At 61.5% G+C, this 15,773-nt stretch carries 19 protein-coding genes and 1 tRNA gene; 11 read left to right on the top strand and 9 right to left on the bottom strand.

Going from position 1 to position 15,773, the window contains the following annotated elements; translation table 11 throughout:
- Window positions 1-85 precede the first annotated feature (85 nt).
- The 4 genes from ACOZ35_RS06810 (at window position 86) to ACOZ35_RS06795 (ending at window position 5,015) form a co-directional block, all read left to right on the top strand.
- Window positions 86-1,627, top strand: a complete 1,542-nt coding sequence (locus ACOZ35_RS06810) for an ABC transporter ATP-binding protein (RefSeq protein ID WP_424016044.1) — start codon at window positions 86-88, stop codon at window positions 1,625-1,627.
- Between the two features lie 50 nt (window positions 1,628-1,677).
- Window positions 1,678-2,754: an ABC transporter permease gene (locus ACOZ35_RS06805; RefSeq protein WP_424016043.1), complete on the top strand. Its 1,077-nt coding sequence runs from the start codon at window positions 1,678-1,680 to the stop codon at window positions 2,752-2,754.
- A complete protein-coding gene (locus ACOZ35_RS06800) occupies window positions 2,751-3,800 on the top strand; it encodes an ABC transporter permease (RefSeq protein ID WP_424015647.1) in 1,050 nt (349 codons plus the stop codon). The genes ACOZ35_RS06805 and ACOZ35_RS06800 overlap by 4 nt, the downstream gene beginning before the upstream one ends.
- Window positions 3,801-4,475: 675 nt before the next feature.
- The gene (locus tag ACOZ35_RS06795) at window positions 4,476-5,015 is read left to right on the top strand and encodes a hypothetical protein (protein ID WP_424015646.1); all 540 of its coding nucleotides are present in this window, start codon (window positions 4,476-4,478) and stop codon (window positions 5,013-5,015) included.
- A gap of 477 nt (window positions 5,016-5,492) precedes the next feature.
- On the opposite strand, the gene ACOZ35_RS06790 is transcribed toward ACOZ35_RS06795, so the two are convergent.
- Window positions 5,493-5,567 (bottom strand) — tRNA-Val (locus tag ACOZ35_RS06790).
- An 83-nt stretch (window positions 5,568-5,650) separates the two neighbouring features.
- Between ACOZ35_RS06790 and ACOZ35_RS06785 the strand changes: the two genes are divergently transcribed.
- Window positions 5,651-6,142: a hypothetical protein gene (locus tag ACOZ35_RS06785; protein WP_424015645.1), complete on the top strand. Its 492-nt coding sequence runs from the start codon at window positions 5,651-5,653 to the stop codon at window positions 6,140-6,142.
- 16 nt (window positions 6,143-6,158) lie between these two features.
- Here the strand turns inward: ACOZ35_RS06785 and ACOZ35_RS06780 are convergent, their stop codons facing one another.
- Both ACOZ35_RS06780 and ACOZ35_RS06775 read right to left on the bottom strand, forming a co-directional pair.
- Window positions 6,159-6,431 carry a DUF7553 family protein gene (locus ACOZ35_RS06780; protein ID WP_424015644.1) on the bottom strand — a complete coding sequence of 91 codons (273 nt, stop codon included), beginning with the start codon at window positions 6,429-6,431 and terminating at the stop codon, window positions 6,159-6,161.
- Between the two features lie 101 nt (window positions 6,432-6,532).
- The gene (locus ACOZ35_RS06775) at window positions 6,533-7,489 is read right to left on the bottom strand and encodes an alpha/beta fold hydrolase (protein ID WP_424015643.1); all 957 of its coding nucleotides are present in this window, start codon (window positions 7,487-7,489) and stop codon (window positions 6,533-6,535) included.
- 159 nt (window positions 7,490-7,648) lie between these two features.
- Between ACOZ35_RS06775 and ACOZ35_RS06770 the strand changes: the two genes are divergently transcribed.
- Window positions 7,649-9,217, top strand: coding sequence for a sulfatase-like hydrolase/transferase (locus ACOZ35_RS06770; RefSeq protein ID WP_424015642.1), 1,569 nt, complete (start codon window positions 7,649-7,651; stop codon window positions 9,215-9,217).
- Complete coding sequence (locus ACOZ35_RS06765; protein WP_424015641.1) at window positions 9,217-9,639, top strand: GtrA family protein; 423 nt, start codon at window positions 9,217-9,219, stop codon at window positions 9,637-9,639. The genes ACOZ35_RS06770 and ACOZ35_RS06765 overlap by 1 nt, the downstream gene beginning before the upstream one ends.
- A 21-nt stretch (window positions 9,640-9,660) precedes the next feature.
- Here the strand turns inward: ACOZ35_RS06765 and ACOZ35_RS06760 are convergent, their stop codons facing one another.
- The 6 genes from ACOZ35_RS06760 to ACOZ35_RS06735 all read right to left on the bottom strand — a co-directional run bounded on the left by ACOZ35_RS06760 (window position 9,661) and on the right by ACOZ35_RS06735 (window position 13,155).
- Window positions 9,661-10,362: a TVP38/TMEM64 family protein gene (locus tag ACOZ35_RS06760; RefSeq protein WP_424015640.1), complete on the bottom strand. Its 702-nt coding sequence runs from the start codon at window positions 10,360-10,362 to the stop codon at window positions 9,661-9,663.
- 76 nt (window positions 10,363-10,438) lie between these two features.
- Complete coding sequence (locus ACOZ35_RS06755) at window positions 10,439-11,212, bottom strand: DUF429 domain-containing protein (protein WP_424015639.1); 774 nt, start codon at window positions 11,210-11,212, stop codon at window positions 10,439-10,441.
- Between the two features lie 278 nt (window positions 11,213-11,490).
- A complete protein-coding gene (locus tag ACOZ35_RS06750) occupies window positions 11,491-12,564 on the bottom strand; it encodes a tyrosine-type recombinase/integrase (protein WP_424015638.1) in 1,074 nt (357 codons plus the stop codon).
- Complete coding sequence (locus ACOZ35_RS06745) at window positions 12,561-12,737, bottom strand: hypothetical protein (RefSeq protein ID WP_424015637.1); 177 nt, start codon at window positions 12,735-12,737, stop codon at window positions 12,561-12,563. The genes ACOZ35_RS06750 and ACOZ35_RS06745 overlap by 4 nt, the downstream gene beginning before the upstream one ends.
- On the bottom strand, window positions 12,734-12,904 hold the full coding sequence (locus tag ACOZ35_RS06740; RefSeq protein ID WP_424015636.1) for a hypothetical protein: 171 nt from the start codon (window positions 12,902-12,904) through the stop codon (window positions 12,734-12,736). Before ACOZ35_RS06740 ends, ACOZ35_RS06745 begins: the two co-directional genes overlap by 4 nt.
- Window positions 12,901-13,155, bottom strand: a complete 255-nt coding sequence (locus ACOZ35_RS06735) for a hypothetical protein (protein WP_137704443.1) — start codon at window positions 13,153-13,155, stop codon at window positions 12,901-12,903. The genes ACOZ35_RS06740 and ACOZ35_RS06735 overlap by 4 nt, the downstream gene beginning before the upstream one ends.
- A gap of 334 nt (window positions 13,156-13,489) precedes the next feature.
- Here ACOZ35_RS06735 and ACOZ35_RS06730 point away from each other — a divergent pair, with 334 nt between their 5' ends.
- The 4 genes from ACOZ35_RS06730 to ACOZ35_RS06715 are packed head-to-tail and all read left to right on the top strand — an operon-like array spanning window position 13,490 to window position 15,726.
- Window positions 13,490-13,705, top strand: a complete 216-nt coding sequence (locus ACOZ35_RS06730; RefSeq protein WP_424015635.1) for a winged helix-turn-helix transcriptional regulator — start codon at window positions 13,490-13,492, stop codon at window positions 13,703-13,705.
- Window positions 13,684-14,490 carry a hypothetical protein gene (locus ACOZ35_RS06725; protein WP_424015634.1) on the top strand — a complete coding sequence of 269 codons (807 nt, stop codon included), beginning with the start codon at window positions 13,684-13,686 and terminating at the stop codon, window positions 14,488-14,490. The genes ACOZ35_RS06730 and ACOZ35_RS06725 overlap by 22 nt, the downstream gene beginning before the upstream one ends.
- The gene (locus ACOZ35_RS06720) at window positions 14,420-15,304 is read left to right on the top strand and encodes an IS1595 family transposase (RefSeq protein ID WP_424013737.1); all 885 of its coding nucleotides are present in this window, start codon (window positions 14,420-14,422) and stop codon (window positions 15,302-15,304) included. The genes ACOZ35_RS06725 and ACOZ35_RS06720 overlap by 71 nt, the downstream gene beginning before the upstream one ends.
- 8 nt (window positions 15,305-15,312) lie before the next feature.
- Window positions 15,313-15,726, top strand: coding sequence for a hypothetical protein (locus tag ACOZ35_RS06715; RefSeq protein ID WP_424015633.1), 414 nt, complete (start codon window positions 15,313-15,315; stop codon window positions 15,724-15,726).
- Window positions 15,727-15,773 lie beyond the last annotated feature (47 nt).

Below are 15,773 nucleotides of genomic sequence, written 5' to 3'. Positions count from 1 at the left end.
GGCTCTCGCGGTTTCTCGTTGGCATTTATGATCACGGCACCCACGAACGACAATGACAGCTAAGGAGACACAACCCGCCGTTCGCATGGAGGGTATCACGAAACGATTCGGCGATGTCGTGGCGAACGACGACGTCGATTTCTCGTTAGAGAAGGGGTCGATACACGCCCTTCTCGGTGAGAACGGTTCCGGCAAGACGACGCTGATGAGCGTCCTCTACGGGCTCTACGAGAAGAACGCGGGGACGATCCACATCGACGGGGAGCCGAAAACGTTCGACTCGCCTCGGGACGCGATGGATGCGGGCGTTGGCATGATCCACCAGCATTTCCAGCTCGTAGACACGATGACCGTGCTACAGAACATCATCCTAGGTCACGAACCGAGCGATAACGGTTTCGTCGATACCGAGACCGCCCGGGAGGATATCGAAGATATCTGCTCCCGCTACGACTTCCACGTCGACAAGTTTCTCGACACCAAGATTCGAGATCTCGACCTGGGTGCCCGCCAGCGCGTCGAGATCGTGAAAAGCCTCTATCGCGGTGCGGATATCCTCATCCTCGACGAGCCGACTGCGGTTCTCACCCCACAAGAGATCAGAGATCTGCTCGACTTGATGGCGGAACTCGCGGACGCCGGCCACTCGCTCATATTTATCACGCATAAGTTGGGTGAAGCGCTCGGCGCGGCCGACGAGATCACCGTGCTGCGAGACGGAGCGGCCATCGGGACGGTCGACGCCGGTGACACGTCGGAAGAGGAGCTCGCGCGGATGATGGTCGGCCGAGAGATTCAGTTCGATCGCCCGCCTCGGGAGTCACCCAAAGGCGACTCCGTGCTCGACGTCGAGCAGCTCCGCGTACAGGGGAGCCGGGGCCTCGAACAGGTCAGCGACGTCGACCTCACCGTCCAGGAAGGGGAAATCCTCGGCGTCGCCGGCGTTCAGGGGAACGGTCAGACCGAGTTGGTCGAAGCGTTGACGGGGCTCCGTGACATCGAGTCCGGGTCCGTACGGTTGAACGGCGAGGACATCACCGACACGAACCGCCGGCAGCGTATCGATGCCGGTATCGCGTATATCCCGGAAGACCGGACGACTGAGGGGCTCGTACAGGACTACACCCTCGTTCGGAACGCACTCCTCGGGAACCAGACCATCGACCCGTTCGTCGACAACGGGATGATCGACTGGGAGACCGTCCACGACCACGCAGGTGATATCATCCAGGAGTACGACGTACAGCCGCCGAACGAACGCTCCGAAGCGAAGTCGTTGTCAGGCGGGAACCAGCAGAAGTTCATCGTCGGGCGTGAGATCGAACACGATCCGGACGTGATGATCGCGTCTCACCCGACGCGAGGGGTCGATATCGGTTCGATCGAGTTCATCCACGATCGGTTACTGGAACTGCGTGAGGCGGGGATGGCGATCCTCGTCGTTTCCTCGAAGCTCGACGAGATTCAGAAGCTCTCCGACCGGATCGTGGTGATGTACGAGGGCGAATTCGTGGGTGCGGTTGACCCGGTGGAAACGACCGAAGAGGAGCTCGGAATGCTGATGGCTGGCCACGACGCCGGCGCCGACGATGGCGACAGCATACCCAGCGGAGGTGGTCTGTCGTGAGCGGCTCGTCGGGGCGCCTCCGCGATGTCGCCGATCGGGCGGCGAGACAGATGCTGCGCGCCTCGGTCCTCGAACGGTTAGCGATCGCGACCGCCTCGACGGCGTTGGCGCTGCTGATCGGCATTACCATCGTCGCGGCGGCCGGCTACGACCCGGTTCAGTTTCTTGTCAGCCTGATCAACGGCGCGGTCGGCGGCGTGTCGGCTATCGCCCGAACGCTGCGGTTCTCGACGCTGTTCATCCTGACCGGCGTCGCGGTCGCGGTCGCGTTCCGAGCCGGTGTGTTCAATATCGGCGTCCAGGGGCAGTTCGTCGTTGGCGGTATCGCGACCATCATGTCGATCATCTGGACCGCACCGTTGTTACCGGAAGGGACCGCCGGCGGCGTCGGACTGATTCTGATCGGGTTCGCTGCGGGAACGTTCGCGGGTGGCGTGTACGGTGCGTTACCCGGCGCGCTGAAGGCCTACGCGGACGCGAACGTGATAATCACCACGATTATGCTGAACTTCATCGCGACCGGCGTCGTCGGGTGGTTGGTCCAGAACCCGTTTCGCGGTGCGGGGAACGCGGCACCGAACACGGAGCGGATTCCGGAGTACGTCTCCTTTCCCAGCATCGTGTTCGACAGTTCCGGATTCTCGGTCGTCGGGTTAGCCATCGCGCTCGCAACCGTCGCGGTCATCTACGTCGTGATGGAACGCAGCCGATTCGGGTACGACATGGTAACGAGCGGCCATCAGGAATCGGCGGCGACGTACTCGGGCGTCAGCGCCAAGCGGACGGTCGTTCTGACGATGACTCTCTCCGGGATGGTGGCGGGAATCGCCGGGGCGGTCTTCGCAATTATGATTCAGGGCTACTACACCGACCCGAGCGGTATCGGAACGTACGGGTTCGACGCGATCGCTGTGAGCCTGCTCGCCGCGAACAATCCGCTCGGCATCGTTCCGGCCGGCTTACTGTTCGGCGGGCTCGAGTCCGCCGGGTCGCACATCGGCATCTACACCGACGTTCCCGTACAGCTCATCGACGGCGTCATCGGACTCGTCATTCTCTTCGTCGCCGTGCCGGAGCTGTTCCGCATGGCTGCCGTGCGGACCGGTCTCGGGGGTGAACAACGATGAACGTCGCCAAATTCGCGAAGGGAAATAGAATCGGAATTGCGGGTGTCGCCGTTCTCGTCGCTGGAGCGGCGATAGCGGCAGTAGCGATGGACCTGCCGTTCTGGGAAATCGTCACGATCGGATTCGTGGAGCGCTCGCTTCAGGCTGCGACCCCGATCGCACTAACGGCGATCGGTGGGCTGTACGCAGAGAAAAGTGGCGTCTTCAATATCGGCGTTGAGGGGTTCATGATCTTCGGGGCGGCGACCGCGGCGACGATGATGTGGATCATCAGCGGGGGATCCCCCGGCCAGAGCGACGTCTGGCTGGCGATCCTCGCTTCGGTACTGGTCAGTCTGGTGTTCGCTGTCCTGTTTGCCATCCTGCTGATCCGGTACGAAGCGGACCAGATCGTCGCGGGGCTGGCGCTCTGGTTCATCGGTCTCGGATTCGGTCCGTTCATGGCGGTCCTCGTCTGGGAGAGCCGAAACAGCCCGAGCCTCGAGAGCATCAACGATCTGACCGTGCCGGTGCTCGCGGATATTCCGGTGCTTGGTCCGATCTTCTTTGACACGTCGCCGCTGGTGATGGTCACTGCCGTCTTGGCCGTCGCCGCGTGGAAGTTCCTCAACGATACGAAATACGGGTATTGGATCCAGGCGGCCGGCGAGAATCCGGAGGCGCTCGACACCGCCGGCATCGATGTCCGGCGCGTTCGGTACGCCGCAGTGATATTCTCGGGCGTGATGGCCGGCCTGGGCGGTGCGGTGTTGCTCGCGCAAGCGGGATCGTTCACCGGGACCGGCGAGACGATGGTTGGTGGCCGCGGCTGGATCGGTATCGTTGCCTACCTGTTCGGGAACTACAACCCCATTGGGGCAGGCGTCGCGGCACTCGTGTTCGGCGGATTAGATATGCTTCAGATCCAGCTACAGACGGTCGGTATCAACGTTCCCAACCGGCTCGTCAATCTGTTCCCGTACGCCGGTGTGATTCTCGTGCTCACCGTCTGGGGGTCCACACAGACGCCCTCTGCGGTCGGTGATCCCTACGAAAGCGAGGAGTAACACCTTCGTCGCTTTACGTATCCGGCGATTTTACTTTGTCGTAATCGCGGGAGGTGACGGACCCCGAACACGCCGATCGACTATGACCGGATGTAGATCCATCCCAAAATCGCACGACTGCGCGGGGATTGTCTACTTCACAAATGTAAGAGAACGTATTATTTGGGGCGAATTTGAACGCACCACCCTGCCGAATTCGGGCGATTTCATCGCTGTCCGGCGGCACCACACAGCACATAAGGAACTCGATGAAAACTGCCCAAGCAATCACCGAACCTCGTCCATCCACCCCCCGTGACTCGGTTCACCATGAACCATGTCACGCAAGATGTCTCCGGAAGCAGCCATCGAAAGCTTCCTCGAAGAACGCGAAGCCGAAGTGTCCGTCTCAACCTCCGCAACAACCGCTACGCCCTAAAGCGGTTCAACGAGTTCACCAACCAACACGGTTTCTGTGTATATTATCACCACACAAACAGAAAATTGAAGTGGCTCAGGAGAGATAAAATCAATAATGTATAAATTGTAACGCTTTGTTAATTATATCGATGACAACCACGCAAGCATACCTACCTTATCGGTCAGAAGACAAAATGAAACAAATGTATTCTGACCTTATTGGTGAGAAAATCTCTACTGAAGAAAACTTATCGGTCAGAAGACAAAATGAAACAAATGTATTCTGACCTTATTGGTGAGAAAATCTCTACTGAAGAAAAGTCTACAAAAGGTTGGGTTGCCTCAATTGGAGCAGCACTCCAAATACTAACTGCCTCAAGTAAAGCTAAATCACTGGAAGAAGAAACTAATGAGATTCATGATAAGAATATTGATGCGCTTAAGAAACTTGTAGAAGATTCGAGACAAGATATCGATATACCGACCTTGTCCGAGTATCCTCATTCTGATAGCGTTTACTACCAGATCCCGGGCAGGTTCGGTTTCTATCGTCATCCAGATGATAGTGATCTCACGGAAGTAAAAGGAATTACAAAAAACGGGGAGAAATTTATAGCGACTTGCTCAAAGTCAAATTTCTCCTCCAATAGCTGGTATGCGCGAGCGGAATCGTTTGATGGGATCTATCTTGACGGATATGGCCTTGCGACAGTACATTCTGGACCTCAAAACGGTTCGGGCAGATGGAAAGTAGACTTTGGATTTATCGCGCAAGTTGGCACATCGCATTCCACCGAAGACGATAGACTGGAATAACGTCGTCTTGATTCACTCGTAGCCGTCATTGAGACAGTTCACCATTTTCTTAATCCTGCTATAAAGTTCTCCGCGCCGCCACGGTTCCCGAATCCCCATCGGCGACCTCATCGAGTAAAGACACCGCGTGGATGACCGCGGCTGATGTCCTCCAGACGGACGGAGGAACCGTGTCAGCGGACTCCGCCGGAAGAGGTTCCAGTCCCTGTCTGGATGATACAGAGTGGTGTCCGGGACCGACGAGCGATATTCTCCCCTGCTTCAGCTGCTACCGGGGTGAGGACCTATGACCGACCGCGAGCGTCATCGGAATGATGAGCGTACCGTCAAGTGCTCCGTGAGTAATTGCGACGCGGAGGTGCTGGCACACGGAATCAACCTCCACGTCCATCGTTCCACCGGGGACGGACACAGGGTGACCTCGAAAACGCATGATTGCGAAGGGATAGTGTCTTCCGGGAAGAAACGCCAACTAAGTGGGTTGGGGCGGATTCGAACCGCCGACCTGCTCCGTGTGAAGGAGCCGTCATAACCTGGCTAGACCACCAACCCGCTCGTGTCGAGGTATCCGACCTCCGGACTTAAGAGTTACCTTCCGCCGAATCGTTCATGCCGCACCCGCCCGGATCGCCCCCGTGACCCACGAACTCCGCTTCCTCGAACGCTTCCGCCAGGGCGTCGCGAGCCTCCTCCACGCGCCGCTGTCGCTCGTCGGCCTCTACGCCGAGCGCGAGACGCCCCGTGAGCAGTACGCGTTCACGCTCCACGAGCCCTACCCGATCGTCGAGGCGCAGCTCCACCGGCTCGGGTTCGTCCGCAACCTCGTCTCCTCGCTCAAGTACCGCGACTACGAGACGCCCCCGGAGACGACCGTCGCGAGCTGGGTCCGGTACCCCGAAGGCGCGCTCGCGAGCGACCACCAGCTCCACCTCGCGCTGTACGCCGGCGCCGACCGCTCGACGACGGACGTGTACGCCCACTGGGAGCCGTCGTGGATCCGCCACCCGATCCGCCACTACCGCGCGACCGACGTCGACGCCGAGAGGGGCATCGAGTACGCGGTGTTACCCGCGGAGAAACGAGTCGGCCGCGACGCAGCCGCCGCGCCGGGGCCGCCGATTCGATAAGGAGTCCGTGGCGTGATTACTCCGCGGCGGTGTCTTTGCCGCGGTACTCGGCGACACGCTTCCGGGCGGACGCGACCGCCTCGCGGGCCTCACCTTCGGCGCGCTCTTCCAGTTCCTTCAGGTCCGCCTGGAGCTTGTCCAGCCGCGAGGGCTCCGGCTCCTCGTCCTCGCGCCCGACGAGCTCCTTCACCCGAGCTTCGACCGGCTCTAACTCCTCGACGACGCCCGCCTTCGCGTGTTCCGCCGCTCGACCGAGGTAGTACCGTGCGTCTTCGAAGTGTTTGCTCATATCTGTCCTTTGGACGAGGGCAGATATGATCTTTGTGGCGGCGCGGTGAGGACAGTATTCGAACCGGCCGAATTCGAAGCCGCCGGATTCGACCCGCCGGCTCACTCGCGCGCGCCCGGCGGCAGCGGGTCTGCGTGGTCCGCGATCGCCTCGGCAACGCGGTGCGGGTGTTCGTGAACGACCCAGTGCGTCGCGTCGTCGATCGCGAGCAGCCGCCCGTCGGTACAGCGGTCGACGCTCTCGTTGGCCAGCCGGCGCGCGAGGAACCGGTCTCTGCCGCCCCATATCACCAGCGTCGGGACGGTCACCTCCGTTTTCGGCGGTTCGGGGTGATCGCGGACGATCGCGCGGTACCAGTTCACCATCGCCTCGAACGCGCCGTCGCGGTCCCACGCCCGGCGGTACCGCCGCAGGTCCTCGTCGGTGAAGGTGCCGGGCTCGCTCGTGTCGCGTAACGCGTTCGTCGCGAGCCGCCAGTTCCCGGCGCTCGCGACCGCCTCGGGCAGCTTCGGAAGCTGGAACGCGAGCATATACCAGCTCTTGAGCCGCTGGTCCCACGAGCTGCGCAGCGCGCGCTCGAAGACGGTCGGGTGCGGGACGTTGACCGCGACCAGCTCCGAGACGCGGTCCTCGTGACTGAGCGCGAGCCACCACGCCACCGCGGCGCCCCAGTCGTGGCCGGCGACCGCGGCCGTCTCGCGGTCGTACGCGTCGATCAGCCCGACGACGTCGCGCGCGAGTTCGTCGATCCGGTAGTCGCGCACCGCCGACGGCTTCGCGGAGCAGTTGTAGCCCCGCTGGTCGGGGACGACGACGCGGTAGCCCGCGTTCGCGAGCGGCGCGATCGCCTCGTGCCAGCCGTACCAGAACTCCGGGAAGCCGTGGAGCAGGACCAGGAGCTTCCCGTCCTCGGGACCGGCCTCGACGACGTGGAGCGGCACGCCGTTCGCCTCAATAGCGCGGGACCGACCCGGAACCGACTCCGGGATCTCGTCGTCGGGAACCGGTTCCGGCAGCGCCGCCTCGTCGATCGGCCGGCCGGTGGGCGCGTCCTCCATACCGATCCCGTGCGTCGGCACCGCCAAATAGGTACGCTCGCACGTGGATGCGGGGGATCGAAATCCTCAAACGGCTGGCAACCGCCACTCCGGGTATATCCGCGACTCCCGAAGTCCATCCGCGGTGCGGGCGCTCTGCGGGGGTTCGCACCGTACCCTATGACATCCGATTCGTCGACCCATTCAGCCGCGGACGCGGACGCGTCGAGCGACGACGCGACCGTCTCGAACGTCGTCCTCGTCACGGTAGACTCGCTGCGCGCGGACGCCGTCTCCCCGTACGACGCGGAGCGCCGCTCGCCCGTCATCGACGGGCTCGCAAACGGCGGAACCGTGTTCGACCGCGCGTTCGCGACGGGCAACTGGACCCCCTTCTCGTTCCCCTCGATCCTCGCGTCCGAGCCCGTGTTCGCTCGGTCGGGCGACATCGGCGTCGACGAGTCGGTGACGCTCGCCGAGGTGCTCTCCGACGCCGGGATCGCGACCGGCGGGTTCAACGCCGCGAACGGCTTCCTCACCGACCACTGGGGGTACCCCGACGGGTTCGACGAGTTCGAGCCGTTCGTCACGAGCGTCGGCTCCAGCCGATACAGTCGCTACCTCGCCGCCCACCCGACCGTCGAGGCGTGGATCCAGCTCGCGTCCTCGCCGATCCGCCGGCTCGGCTCGAAGTTCCGCGGCGAGAGCGACGACCGCCCGTTCCTCGACGCCTCGCGCATGTTCGACGTCGAGGACGCGGCGACCGGGTTCGTCGACGACACGGACGAGCCGTTCTTCCTGTGGGTCCACTACATGGACACGCACACCCCGTACGTCCCCGCGCCCCGGTACATCCGCGAGGTGTCGGACGGCATCGTCGGCACCCACCAGATGCTCCACGCCCACGCTCGGACGAGTCTCGGCCTCGAAGTCGGCGAGCGGACCCTCCGCGAGCTCCGGACGCTGTACCAGGCGACGGTGCGGCAGGTCGACGCCAGCATCGGCCGTCTGCTCGACAGCCTGGACGAGGCGGGCGTCGCCGACGACACCGCGGTGCTGCTCGCCGGCGACCACGGCGAGGAGTTCCAGGAACACGGCCACCTCGCCCACTACCCGAAGCTGTACGACGAGCTGATCCACGTCCCCTTCTTGGCCGACGTCCCCGGACTCGACGGCGGCCGCGTCGACGGCCACGTCGGGCTCGACGCCATTCCGCCCACGGTCGCCGACCTCCTCGGCGTCGACCCCGCGCCCGAGTGGCACGGCGAGTCGCTCGTGCCGGCGCTGGGCGGCGACGACGCTCCGTCCGCAACGAGCGACCGTGACGACGCCCAATCGGAAACCAGCGGCGAGGCCGATGCCGACGGGCCGGACGTCCCAGACGACCCCGTCGTCTCGGTGACTGTCCGCGGCGAAGAGGTGACCCAGCAGCCGATCCCGCGGTCGCTGTCCGACGGCGACCTGTTCATCAGCGCGCGCGACGACGACTGGACGTACATCGAGAACGTCGACGCCGACGAGCGGGAGCTGTACCACCGCCCCTCGGATCCGACCCAACAGGAGAACCTCGCGGTCGACCCGAACGAGGAGGAACAGGCGGTTATCGACCGGTTCGCGCCGGTCATCGACGCCCATGCGGAGCTGCTCCGCGAACGCGGCGCCGCGGCGGAAGCGGCCGCGGCCGAGCGCGGCGAGGAGGAGGTCGACGAAGACCTCGAAGCTCGCCTCGAAGCGCTCGGGTATAAGTGATGATTCGATCGGTCCTGCGCAACCTCGCGAGCGGACCGCTCGCGGTTCAAATGCGCCGGTTCGTGGTCGTCGGCGCGCTCACCGCGGGGATACAGATGGGCCTGCTGTGGCTGTTCGACAACGTCGCCGGACTGAACTACCTCATCGCCGCGACGATCGCCATCGAGATCACGATCATCCTCTCGTACGTCCTCAACAACGCGTGGACGTTTCGCGCGAGTCAGAACACCGGCCCGACCGAGTACCTCGGCGGACTGCTCAAGACGAACCTGGTTCGCGGGACCGCGTGGCCGATCCAGATCGGCGTGCTCTACGCGCTCGTCGAGTGGGGCGGGATGACCGCGCTCGTCGCGAACGTGCCCGCGATCCTCATCAGCGGGCTGTACCGGTTCGTCCTCGACTCGCAGTGGACGTGGGGCTAACCCGCCGCGCCAGTTCGAGCCTCAGAACGGGAGTCGCGGCTCGACGCGCTCGACGAGGTCGCGGACCGCCTCCTGCTTGTAGTAACCGATCGCGGACGCCGCCACGACGATCGCGACGAGCGCCATTGCGGAGAGGAACCGCCCGCTCGCGAGCTCACCGCCCGCGTACACCGTCAACACGTACGCCGGGAGGCGCCCGACGGCGATGACGCCGATGAAGGTGGGGAGCGACCACTTGGTGAGCCCGCTCAGAAAGCAGATGGCGTCGTCGGGGAGCCCGGGAATGATGACGAACGCGAACAGCCCGGGGATGCCGACCGTGTCGACGAACCCGTCGAACCGGTCGATCACGTCCTCGTGGATGACGTTCTCGACGAAGGAGCGGCCGTAGCGTTTGGAGAGCGAGAAGGCCACCGCACTGCCGATGAGCACGCCGGTGAGGCTGTACACGGTACCCCAGAACGAGCCGAAGAGGTAGCCCGCGACGAGGGCGACGACCTGTCCCGGTATCGGCGCGACGACGACCTGGAGGGCCTGGATCCCGATGAACACGATGGGGGCGAAGATGCCGAACTGGTCGAGCCACGTCCGGAGGGCCTTGGCGTCGGTGATAAACCCGAAATAGCGGGTCACGAAGACGTAGAGCCCGACCGCGAGGACCGCGACGCCGACCGCGGCCGCGATCCCCCGCCGGCGGTCCGCCCGCGAGGAGAAGAGTTTCATTCGTGTCGTAGCGGGTGACAGAGGGCCTTGAACCTTACCAACGGGAGGACTGCGTCGGAGCCGAGAGGGAAGCGACTCACGCCAACCGCGCCGCGCTCCAGTACGCCATCCGCATCGGGATCCCCTCGCCGTCGCGATATTCTGCCCCGTCCGGCAGGAACCGGAGTTCGTCGACCGGACGGCGGGCGACGACCGCAAGCCCGAGCGCGTCGACGGCGTCGTCGACGGTGGGATCCGCGGCGTCAGCGACGGCGGCGGGTGCGTCCGTGAGCCCTCGACAGATCCGCCCGAGCGCAGCGCCCGGGCCGGCGAGGTGCCCGTCAAGGGCGTCGAGCCGCTCGCCGACGCCCGGTGCCGTGGTCTTCGAGCGTTCGAGCGGGCTGCCGTTGAGTCCGCGGAAGCACACCTCCGGGTGCGCCTCCAGCACCCGGTCGCGCGCCGCCTCGTCTTCGCAGAGGAACGCGTCGACCTCGCCGACCGCCGGCGCGATGTGATACGACTGCCGACTGAGTCCCTTGTCGAGATCCGCTCTGTTCCGCTCGCTCACCGTTTCGTAGTCCGCGCCGTTTCTCGCGGCCTCGCACGCACCCCGCGACGGGACCGGGAACACGCTACTCGGCCGCTCGGCGGCCGATCGCGCGGCTGAGTCGACGGCCTCGCGTTTCGCCAGCGTCGCCGCGTCGTCGGGGAGGCCGATCGGTACGTCGACCAGCATCCGGTCAACGCCGTCGTTCCATAGCGCTTCGAGGTTGCGTTCGAGGCGGGGCTCCGGTTTGCTGTCTCCGTCGAACACGACCGCGAGCCACGCGCCGCCCGCCCAGTCGACGCCCGCGACGGTCTCGGTTGGCATCGCTGATCGGTTGTCGCCGCGGCCTATTCAATCGGTGCATCTGAAACCGAGTGCCGTCGCTCGTCGGTCAGAAATGCGGGAGAAGTGGGCCGGCACGAATATTGAATCACCGTGGCGCTACGCGCCACGTGCCCCCGCTCGCTTCGCTCGTGGGGACGTGGTTACGGCCACCCGAACGCGGTCGCTCGTCGGTCAGAAATGCGGGAGAAGTGGGCCGGCACGACGGCGACTTAGGGCTCTGAGCAGCCCGCTCGGTAGTGTCTATTTCTCGATTCATCTTACTGGGTGTTGAAATCAATTTCATGGTCGAAGTCGAGTTTTTGGAGGTGATCGCGACGGCTGTTCATCTGGTCGTGATAGCGAGACCACCGCTGGGACTCGGTCGCCCAATCGTAGTGATCGCGGATGGTCTGGACCGAAGCGTTGACGCGCTGCGCGACGACCTCGGGAGGAATCCCCGCGTTGAGCATCCACGTCACCGCGCCCGTTCGAATCCGGTGCGGAGACCGAGACGACGGGCACTTACTCGCATGCTTGAACTCGGTGTAATCGCAGCTGGTCCGCTGCTTTCCGTGCGGGCAGTCCGAGTGGAGACACGGGAGAGTTGCGACGTACGACCAGGTGCGGATCGTGTTCTCGGTCGGCCGCCCGTACCGACTCGCGAGGTAGGGCTGCCGATCGTGGTCGTCGCGAACGTCGTAGCGGTTCCCGAGGAACTCGCGCAGAACGCTCGCGGTTTCATCAGGGACCGCGACCGCACGTTCCCCGTGCTGTTTGTTCTTGAGCGGGGTACTCGTCTCCGGGCGGTGATGGAACTCGACGTACCCCTCGCTGGGGTACACGTCGTGAACGTCGAGCGCGCGGAGGCCTCCCTGCCGCGCGCCGGTGTGCCACGCGAGTTCGAGGAAGGTGTGCTGTCGGGTTGCCCGATGTACGTCGGAGTCCCGGTAGTAGTTGAGCAGCGAGAGCGCCGCCTCGGTCGACAGGCTCTCCGAGTTCGCGCGTTCGGACGCGTCGATGTCGGGGACGCGCACCGAATCGGAGAGACCGTCGACGGCGCCGATCTGTTCCAGGTACTCGGTGAACTTCTGGAGCGTCCACATCTCCCCTTCGAGGGTCGCCGGTGCGACGGCGCCGCTGCGCAGCTCGTAATACTCGTCGAGGTCGTACCCGCGGAGATCACCGACGCGCTCGACACCGATACCTTCGCACCACTCGACGAACAACTTCAGCCGGTACTTCCACGACTTGACGCTGGCGTCGGTTGAGTCGGACCGCCGTCGACGAAGGTAACGGGTCACCGCCTCCCGCGGGGCGAGTTCGCCGGGATCGCGCGAGCGGTCCCGACTCACAGGTAGCCCTCCGGGGCGTCAAGGATCGGGTGATCCGGGTGTGCCTCAGCGAAGTGGTCGAGGTAGCCCGCGACCTGCCGCGCGTACCGGGTGAACCCATCCGGCGGCTCGGGCTCGATCCGAGAATCACAGACCGGGCAGGTAGAGAGGTCGCGAGCGGAGCGACTGTTCACACCGGCTCACCCCAGTTGTCCGTGAGATCGGCCCAGCAGTCCGGGCACATCGCGAAGTCTTCGAGCCGGTTGCGATCGTCGACGGATCGAATCTCGCCTTGAATCCAGACGTGCCGATCATCCGGTTCGAACCGGGACCGGCACTCCGCGCAGTAGAGGGTGGTCATCGCGCGCCCCCATCGAGGTCGTGATCGTACGGTCCGGAGTCCGTGAGCAGCTGGACCCGGTCGCGTTCGAGAAGGGCGTCGGTCTTCTGGTCGCGCAGCTCGTGGAACACGCCGTCGGCGTCGTCGCGGCGCGCGCAAAGCTGACACCAGAAATGGTGATTCGTCGGTTCCCACGTTCGGTGGCCGCGGGGACAGAGGAACCGCCACCGATCAGCGTCATCTTCGATCCGGACAACTTCCTTTGGAGGCATCACCTTACGGCGACGGGGTGGTATATAAAAGGAGAAATCCTTGTACGGGGAGCGGAACTGAAACTGAAGCCGAGCGGGTCCGCTGGTTGTCGCGCGATCACGTCCGCCGTGGGGGGATTGAATACCCCCGGCCGTGTTTGCTGACATGGCTTTCGTGGCTGGTTCACGGAAGCCCACGCGGACCTGCTGTTCCAGCAGCGAGGTCCGCTATTCTGGGACAACCGTTATTTGGCCCTACAACTCATTGCCATTTAGTTCTGGCGGAGAAACTAGTTCTAGTGAAAAAACTATTTCTCCGATGATAATTAGTAACCACGCAGAAGAACGGATTGTAATGGCAGGGAGAGATGAAGTAGTAGACGATTCAGAAATAGTCGATATATTTGAGTCAGCAACCGAACCTGTTTTGACCACGAAAGAAGTCGCCAACGAAATTGGATTCTCATTGACAGGGGCCAGAAAGCGACTGGCCAAACTGGAAAGTAGAGGAATAATTAAAAAGAAAAAAGCGGGCAACAGTTCGATCTGGTGGTTAGAAGAAGACAGATGATTCTACCTCCAAAAAATAATAGTCGGGCTCAATACCTCCTACCAATTGGTGTCGTAATTGTATTTACTATATTATGTATATTGGCAATCACATCCATCGGATATTACTACAATTACATCGAATCAGAGACAATCAATCTGATAATAAGTTCAACGGGCACTATCGCAACTTTGCTGTTTTTTATAGCAACAATATTAACAGTTAGACAGAATCGAAGATCAATCTTGCGAGCTGAAAAAGAACAATCAAAACCATTGGTTAGAGGGACTGTCGAAGAGATCCTTCAGCCAATTATTGCCACGTTGGTCCATAACCAGAATGAGTTAAAAAAGGGGTGTAGAATTTCTTTCCGATCACACGGAACCGAAGCCTACTATGATCTCACAGATCCTCTTCGTCCAATTGCGAAAGAAAATAAAAAAAGCCATTTGACGATGGACGGCTCTAAAGAGCTTCCAGAAATAGAACCAATTTATTATAGTATATTTGCTGAGAGATGCGGAGAAGCCACTAGTAAAGTAGAAAACTACAATACAAAGGTTCAGAGACTTGAGGAGGCTACAGAGGAGGTAGGGGATTCGATAGAGGATTCTGGGAAAACTTGGTTCACTATTTGTCAAAGTACGCTCTTCTGTAGGAGATTGTTGATACTGCTGAGCTGTCGCTGTGGAGTCGAAGAGGACAAGGACACCGCGTCAGCGGTGTCCGACACGAATGATTCCGCTGGATGTGTTTGGGTCGGAATCGGTCGCAGCGGACCTGTTACAGCAGGTTCGCTGGCGTGACGGCGTTTCCTGTCCTCGCTGCCGTTCTGACCGAACGGTCAGAAACGGCAGCTATGGGCAGTTTCAGCGGTATCTCTGTAAGGATTGCGGCCGCACGTTCAACGACAAGACCGGCACGATCTTCGCTCACTCGAAGATCGCACTCCGCAAGTGGCTGTTTTCGATCTACGCGTTTTTGCGGTTTAACACGAGTCTCAGGCAGTTACAATGCGAAATCGAGGTCGCCTACAAAACGATTCACAGGCGTGTCGAGCGCTTCGCTGAAGCGCTCGACGCGCCGTCACTCGATCTCCGCGGCCCGGTTGAAATTGACGAGTTCTACGTCTCTGCCGGCTTGAAAGGCCGCGAGCGCGACCAGTGGTCGCGCTCTCGCGGCCTCTCTCGACGCGGGCGCGGAACGTATGATCAAGACAAACCGCCCGTGTTCGTTCTCGTGGATCGTGGCACCGAGCAACGGTACGTTGTGCCGGCGAAATCCGCAGACGAATCGACGATCCGGCTCCTGCTGGCAGACCGCCAGCAGGAGCCTCTCACTGTCTATACAGACGGATTTCGTGCGTACGATCCGCTTACTGAAGACGAGCAATTCGACCGCGAATACGTCGTTCACGGAGACGGTGAGTACGCCGACGAGACGGTCCACGTGAACACCTGCGAGAGCCACGCGTCGCTGGCGCGACGGTGGCTCTCGCCGCATCGAGGCATCTCAAAAGATCGCCTCACACAGTATCTCCGAGCGTTCCAACTCAGACGAGAACTCTACCGCAAACCCGGACGAAAAGCGCTCAAACACGCCGTCAAAGCAACTCTCTGAAATCAACAATGTGCTACACAAGAGCGTGTCAAAGTATATATGACATACAGGATCTGGAAGCGGATACCATTGCTGTAGATCTCTCTGAAACAGAGTCAACACTCAAAGAGATAGCTCTGGAGGCGACTGATCTATCTAAAAAAGAGTGGGAAGAAAAAATAGCATACAAAAAATTATCGCAGATCTTAGCCTGCGATATTATCTACTTGCGGTCTAATCCGAGTAATAAAGGGGAGTTAAAAACTTTCTACAATGAACACTACCACCTGTTTTCTCGAGATGTTTCATATGACTGCTTAGATGCCATAGAAGAGTATGAAAGGGCAAGGCGGGAATTATTGGAACTGAACGAATCATTGCGTAAAGAATTAATTAAACATGAAAGTGATTTGATGTCAGAGTTCAACATCGGGCCGAATTGAGCGCGACCCCCCACAAGGAGGGGTCGCGCAGGCTCCCGCCCACTGAA

The organism is Halorubrum xinjiangense, assembly GCF_049604745.1.
Classification (GTDB): Archaea; Halobacteriota; Halobacteria; order Halobacteriales; family Haloferacaceae; genus Halorubrum; species Halorubrum xinjiangense_A.
This window is presented reverse-complemented; position numbering and strand designations above follow the sequence as displayed.

Bases quoted from the DNA above. Each gene is read 5' to 3' on its own strand.
- ACOZ35_RS06810 (WP_424016044.1), top strand. From the start codon at position 86: ATGGAGGGTATCACGAAACGATTCGGCGATGTCGTGGCGAACGACGAC.
- ACOZ35_RS06805 (WP_424016043.1), top strand. From the start codon at position 1,678: ATGCTGCGCGCCTCGGTCCTCGAACGGTTAGCGATCGCGACCGCCTCG.
- ACOZ35_RS06800 (WP_424015647.1), top strand. From the start codon at position 2,751: ATGAACGTCGCCAAATTCGCGAAGGGAAATAGAATCGGAATTGCGGGT.
- ACOZ35_RS06795 (WP_424015646.1), top strand. From the start codon at position 4,476: ATGTATTCTGACCTTATTGGTGAGAAAATCTCTACTGAAGAAAAGTCT.
- ACOZ35_RS06780 (WP_424015644.1), bottom strand. From the start codon at position 6,431: ATGAGCAAACACTTCGAAGACGCACGGTACTACCTCGGTCGAGCGGCG.
- ACOZ35_RS06775 (WP_424015643.1), bottom strand. From the start codon at position 7,489: ATGGAGGACGCGCCCACCGGCCGGCCGATCGACGAGGCGGCGCTGCCG.
- ACOZ35_RS06770 (WP_424015642.1), top strand. From the start codon at position 7,649: ATGACATCCGATTCGTCGACCCATTCAGCCGCGGACGCGGACGCGTCG.
- ACOZ35_RS06765 (WP_424015641.1), top strand. From the start codon at position 9,217: ATGATTCGATCGGTCCTGCGCAACCTCGCGAGCGGACCGCTCGCGGTT.
- ACOZ35_RS06760 (WP_424015640.1), bottom strand. From the start codon at position 10,362: ATGAAACTCTTCTCCTCGCGGGCGGACCGCCGGCGGGGGATCGCGGCC.
- ACOZ35_RS06755 (WP_424015639.1), bottom strand. From the start codon at position 11,212: ATGCCAACCGAGACCGTCGCGGGCGTCGACTGGGCGGGCGGCGCGTGG.
- ACOZ35_RS06740 (WP_424015636.1), bottom strand. From the start codon at position 12,904: ATGACCACCCTCTACTGCGCGGAGTGCCGGTCCCGGTTCGAACCGGAT.
- ACOZ35_RS06735 (WP_137704443.1), bottom strand. From the start codon at position 13,155: ATGCCTCCAAAGGAAGTTGTCCGGATCGAAGATGACGCTGATCGGTGG.
- ACOZ35_RS06730 (WP_424015635.1), top strand. From the start codon at position 13,490: ATGGCAGGGAGAGATGAAGTAGTAGACGATTCAGAAATAGTCGATATA.
- ACOZ35_RS06720 (WP_424013737.1), top strand. From the start codon at position 14,420: ATGATTCCGCTGGATGTGTTTGGGTCGGAATCGGTCGCAGCGGACCTG.
- ACOZ35_RS06715 (WP_424015633.1), top strand. From the start codon at position 15,313: ATGTGCTACACAAGAGCGTGTCAAAGTATATATGACATACAGGATCTG.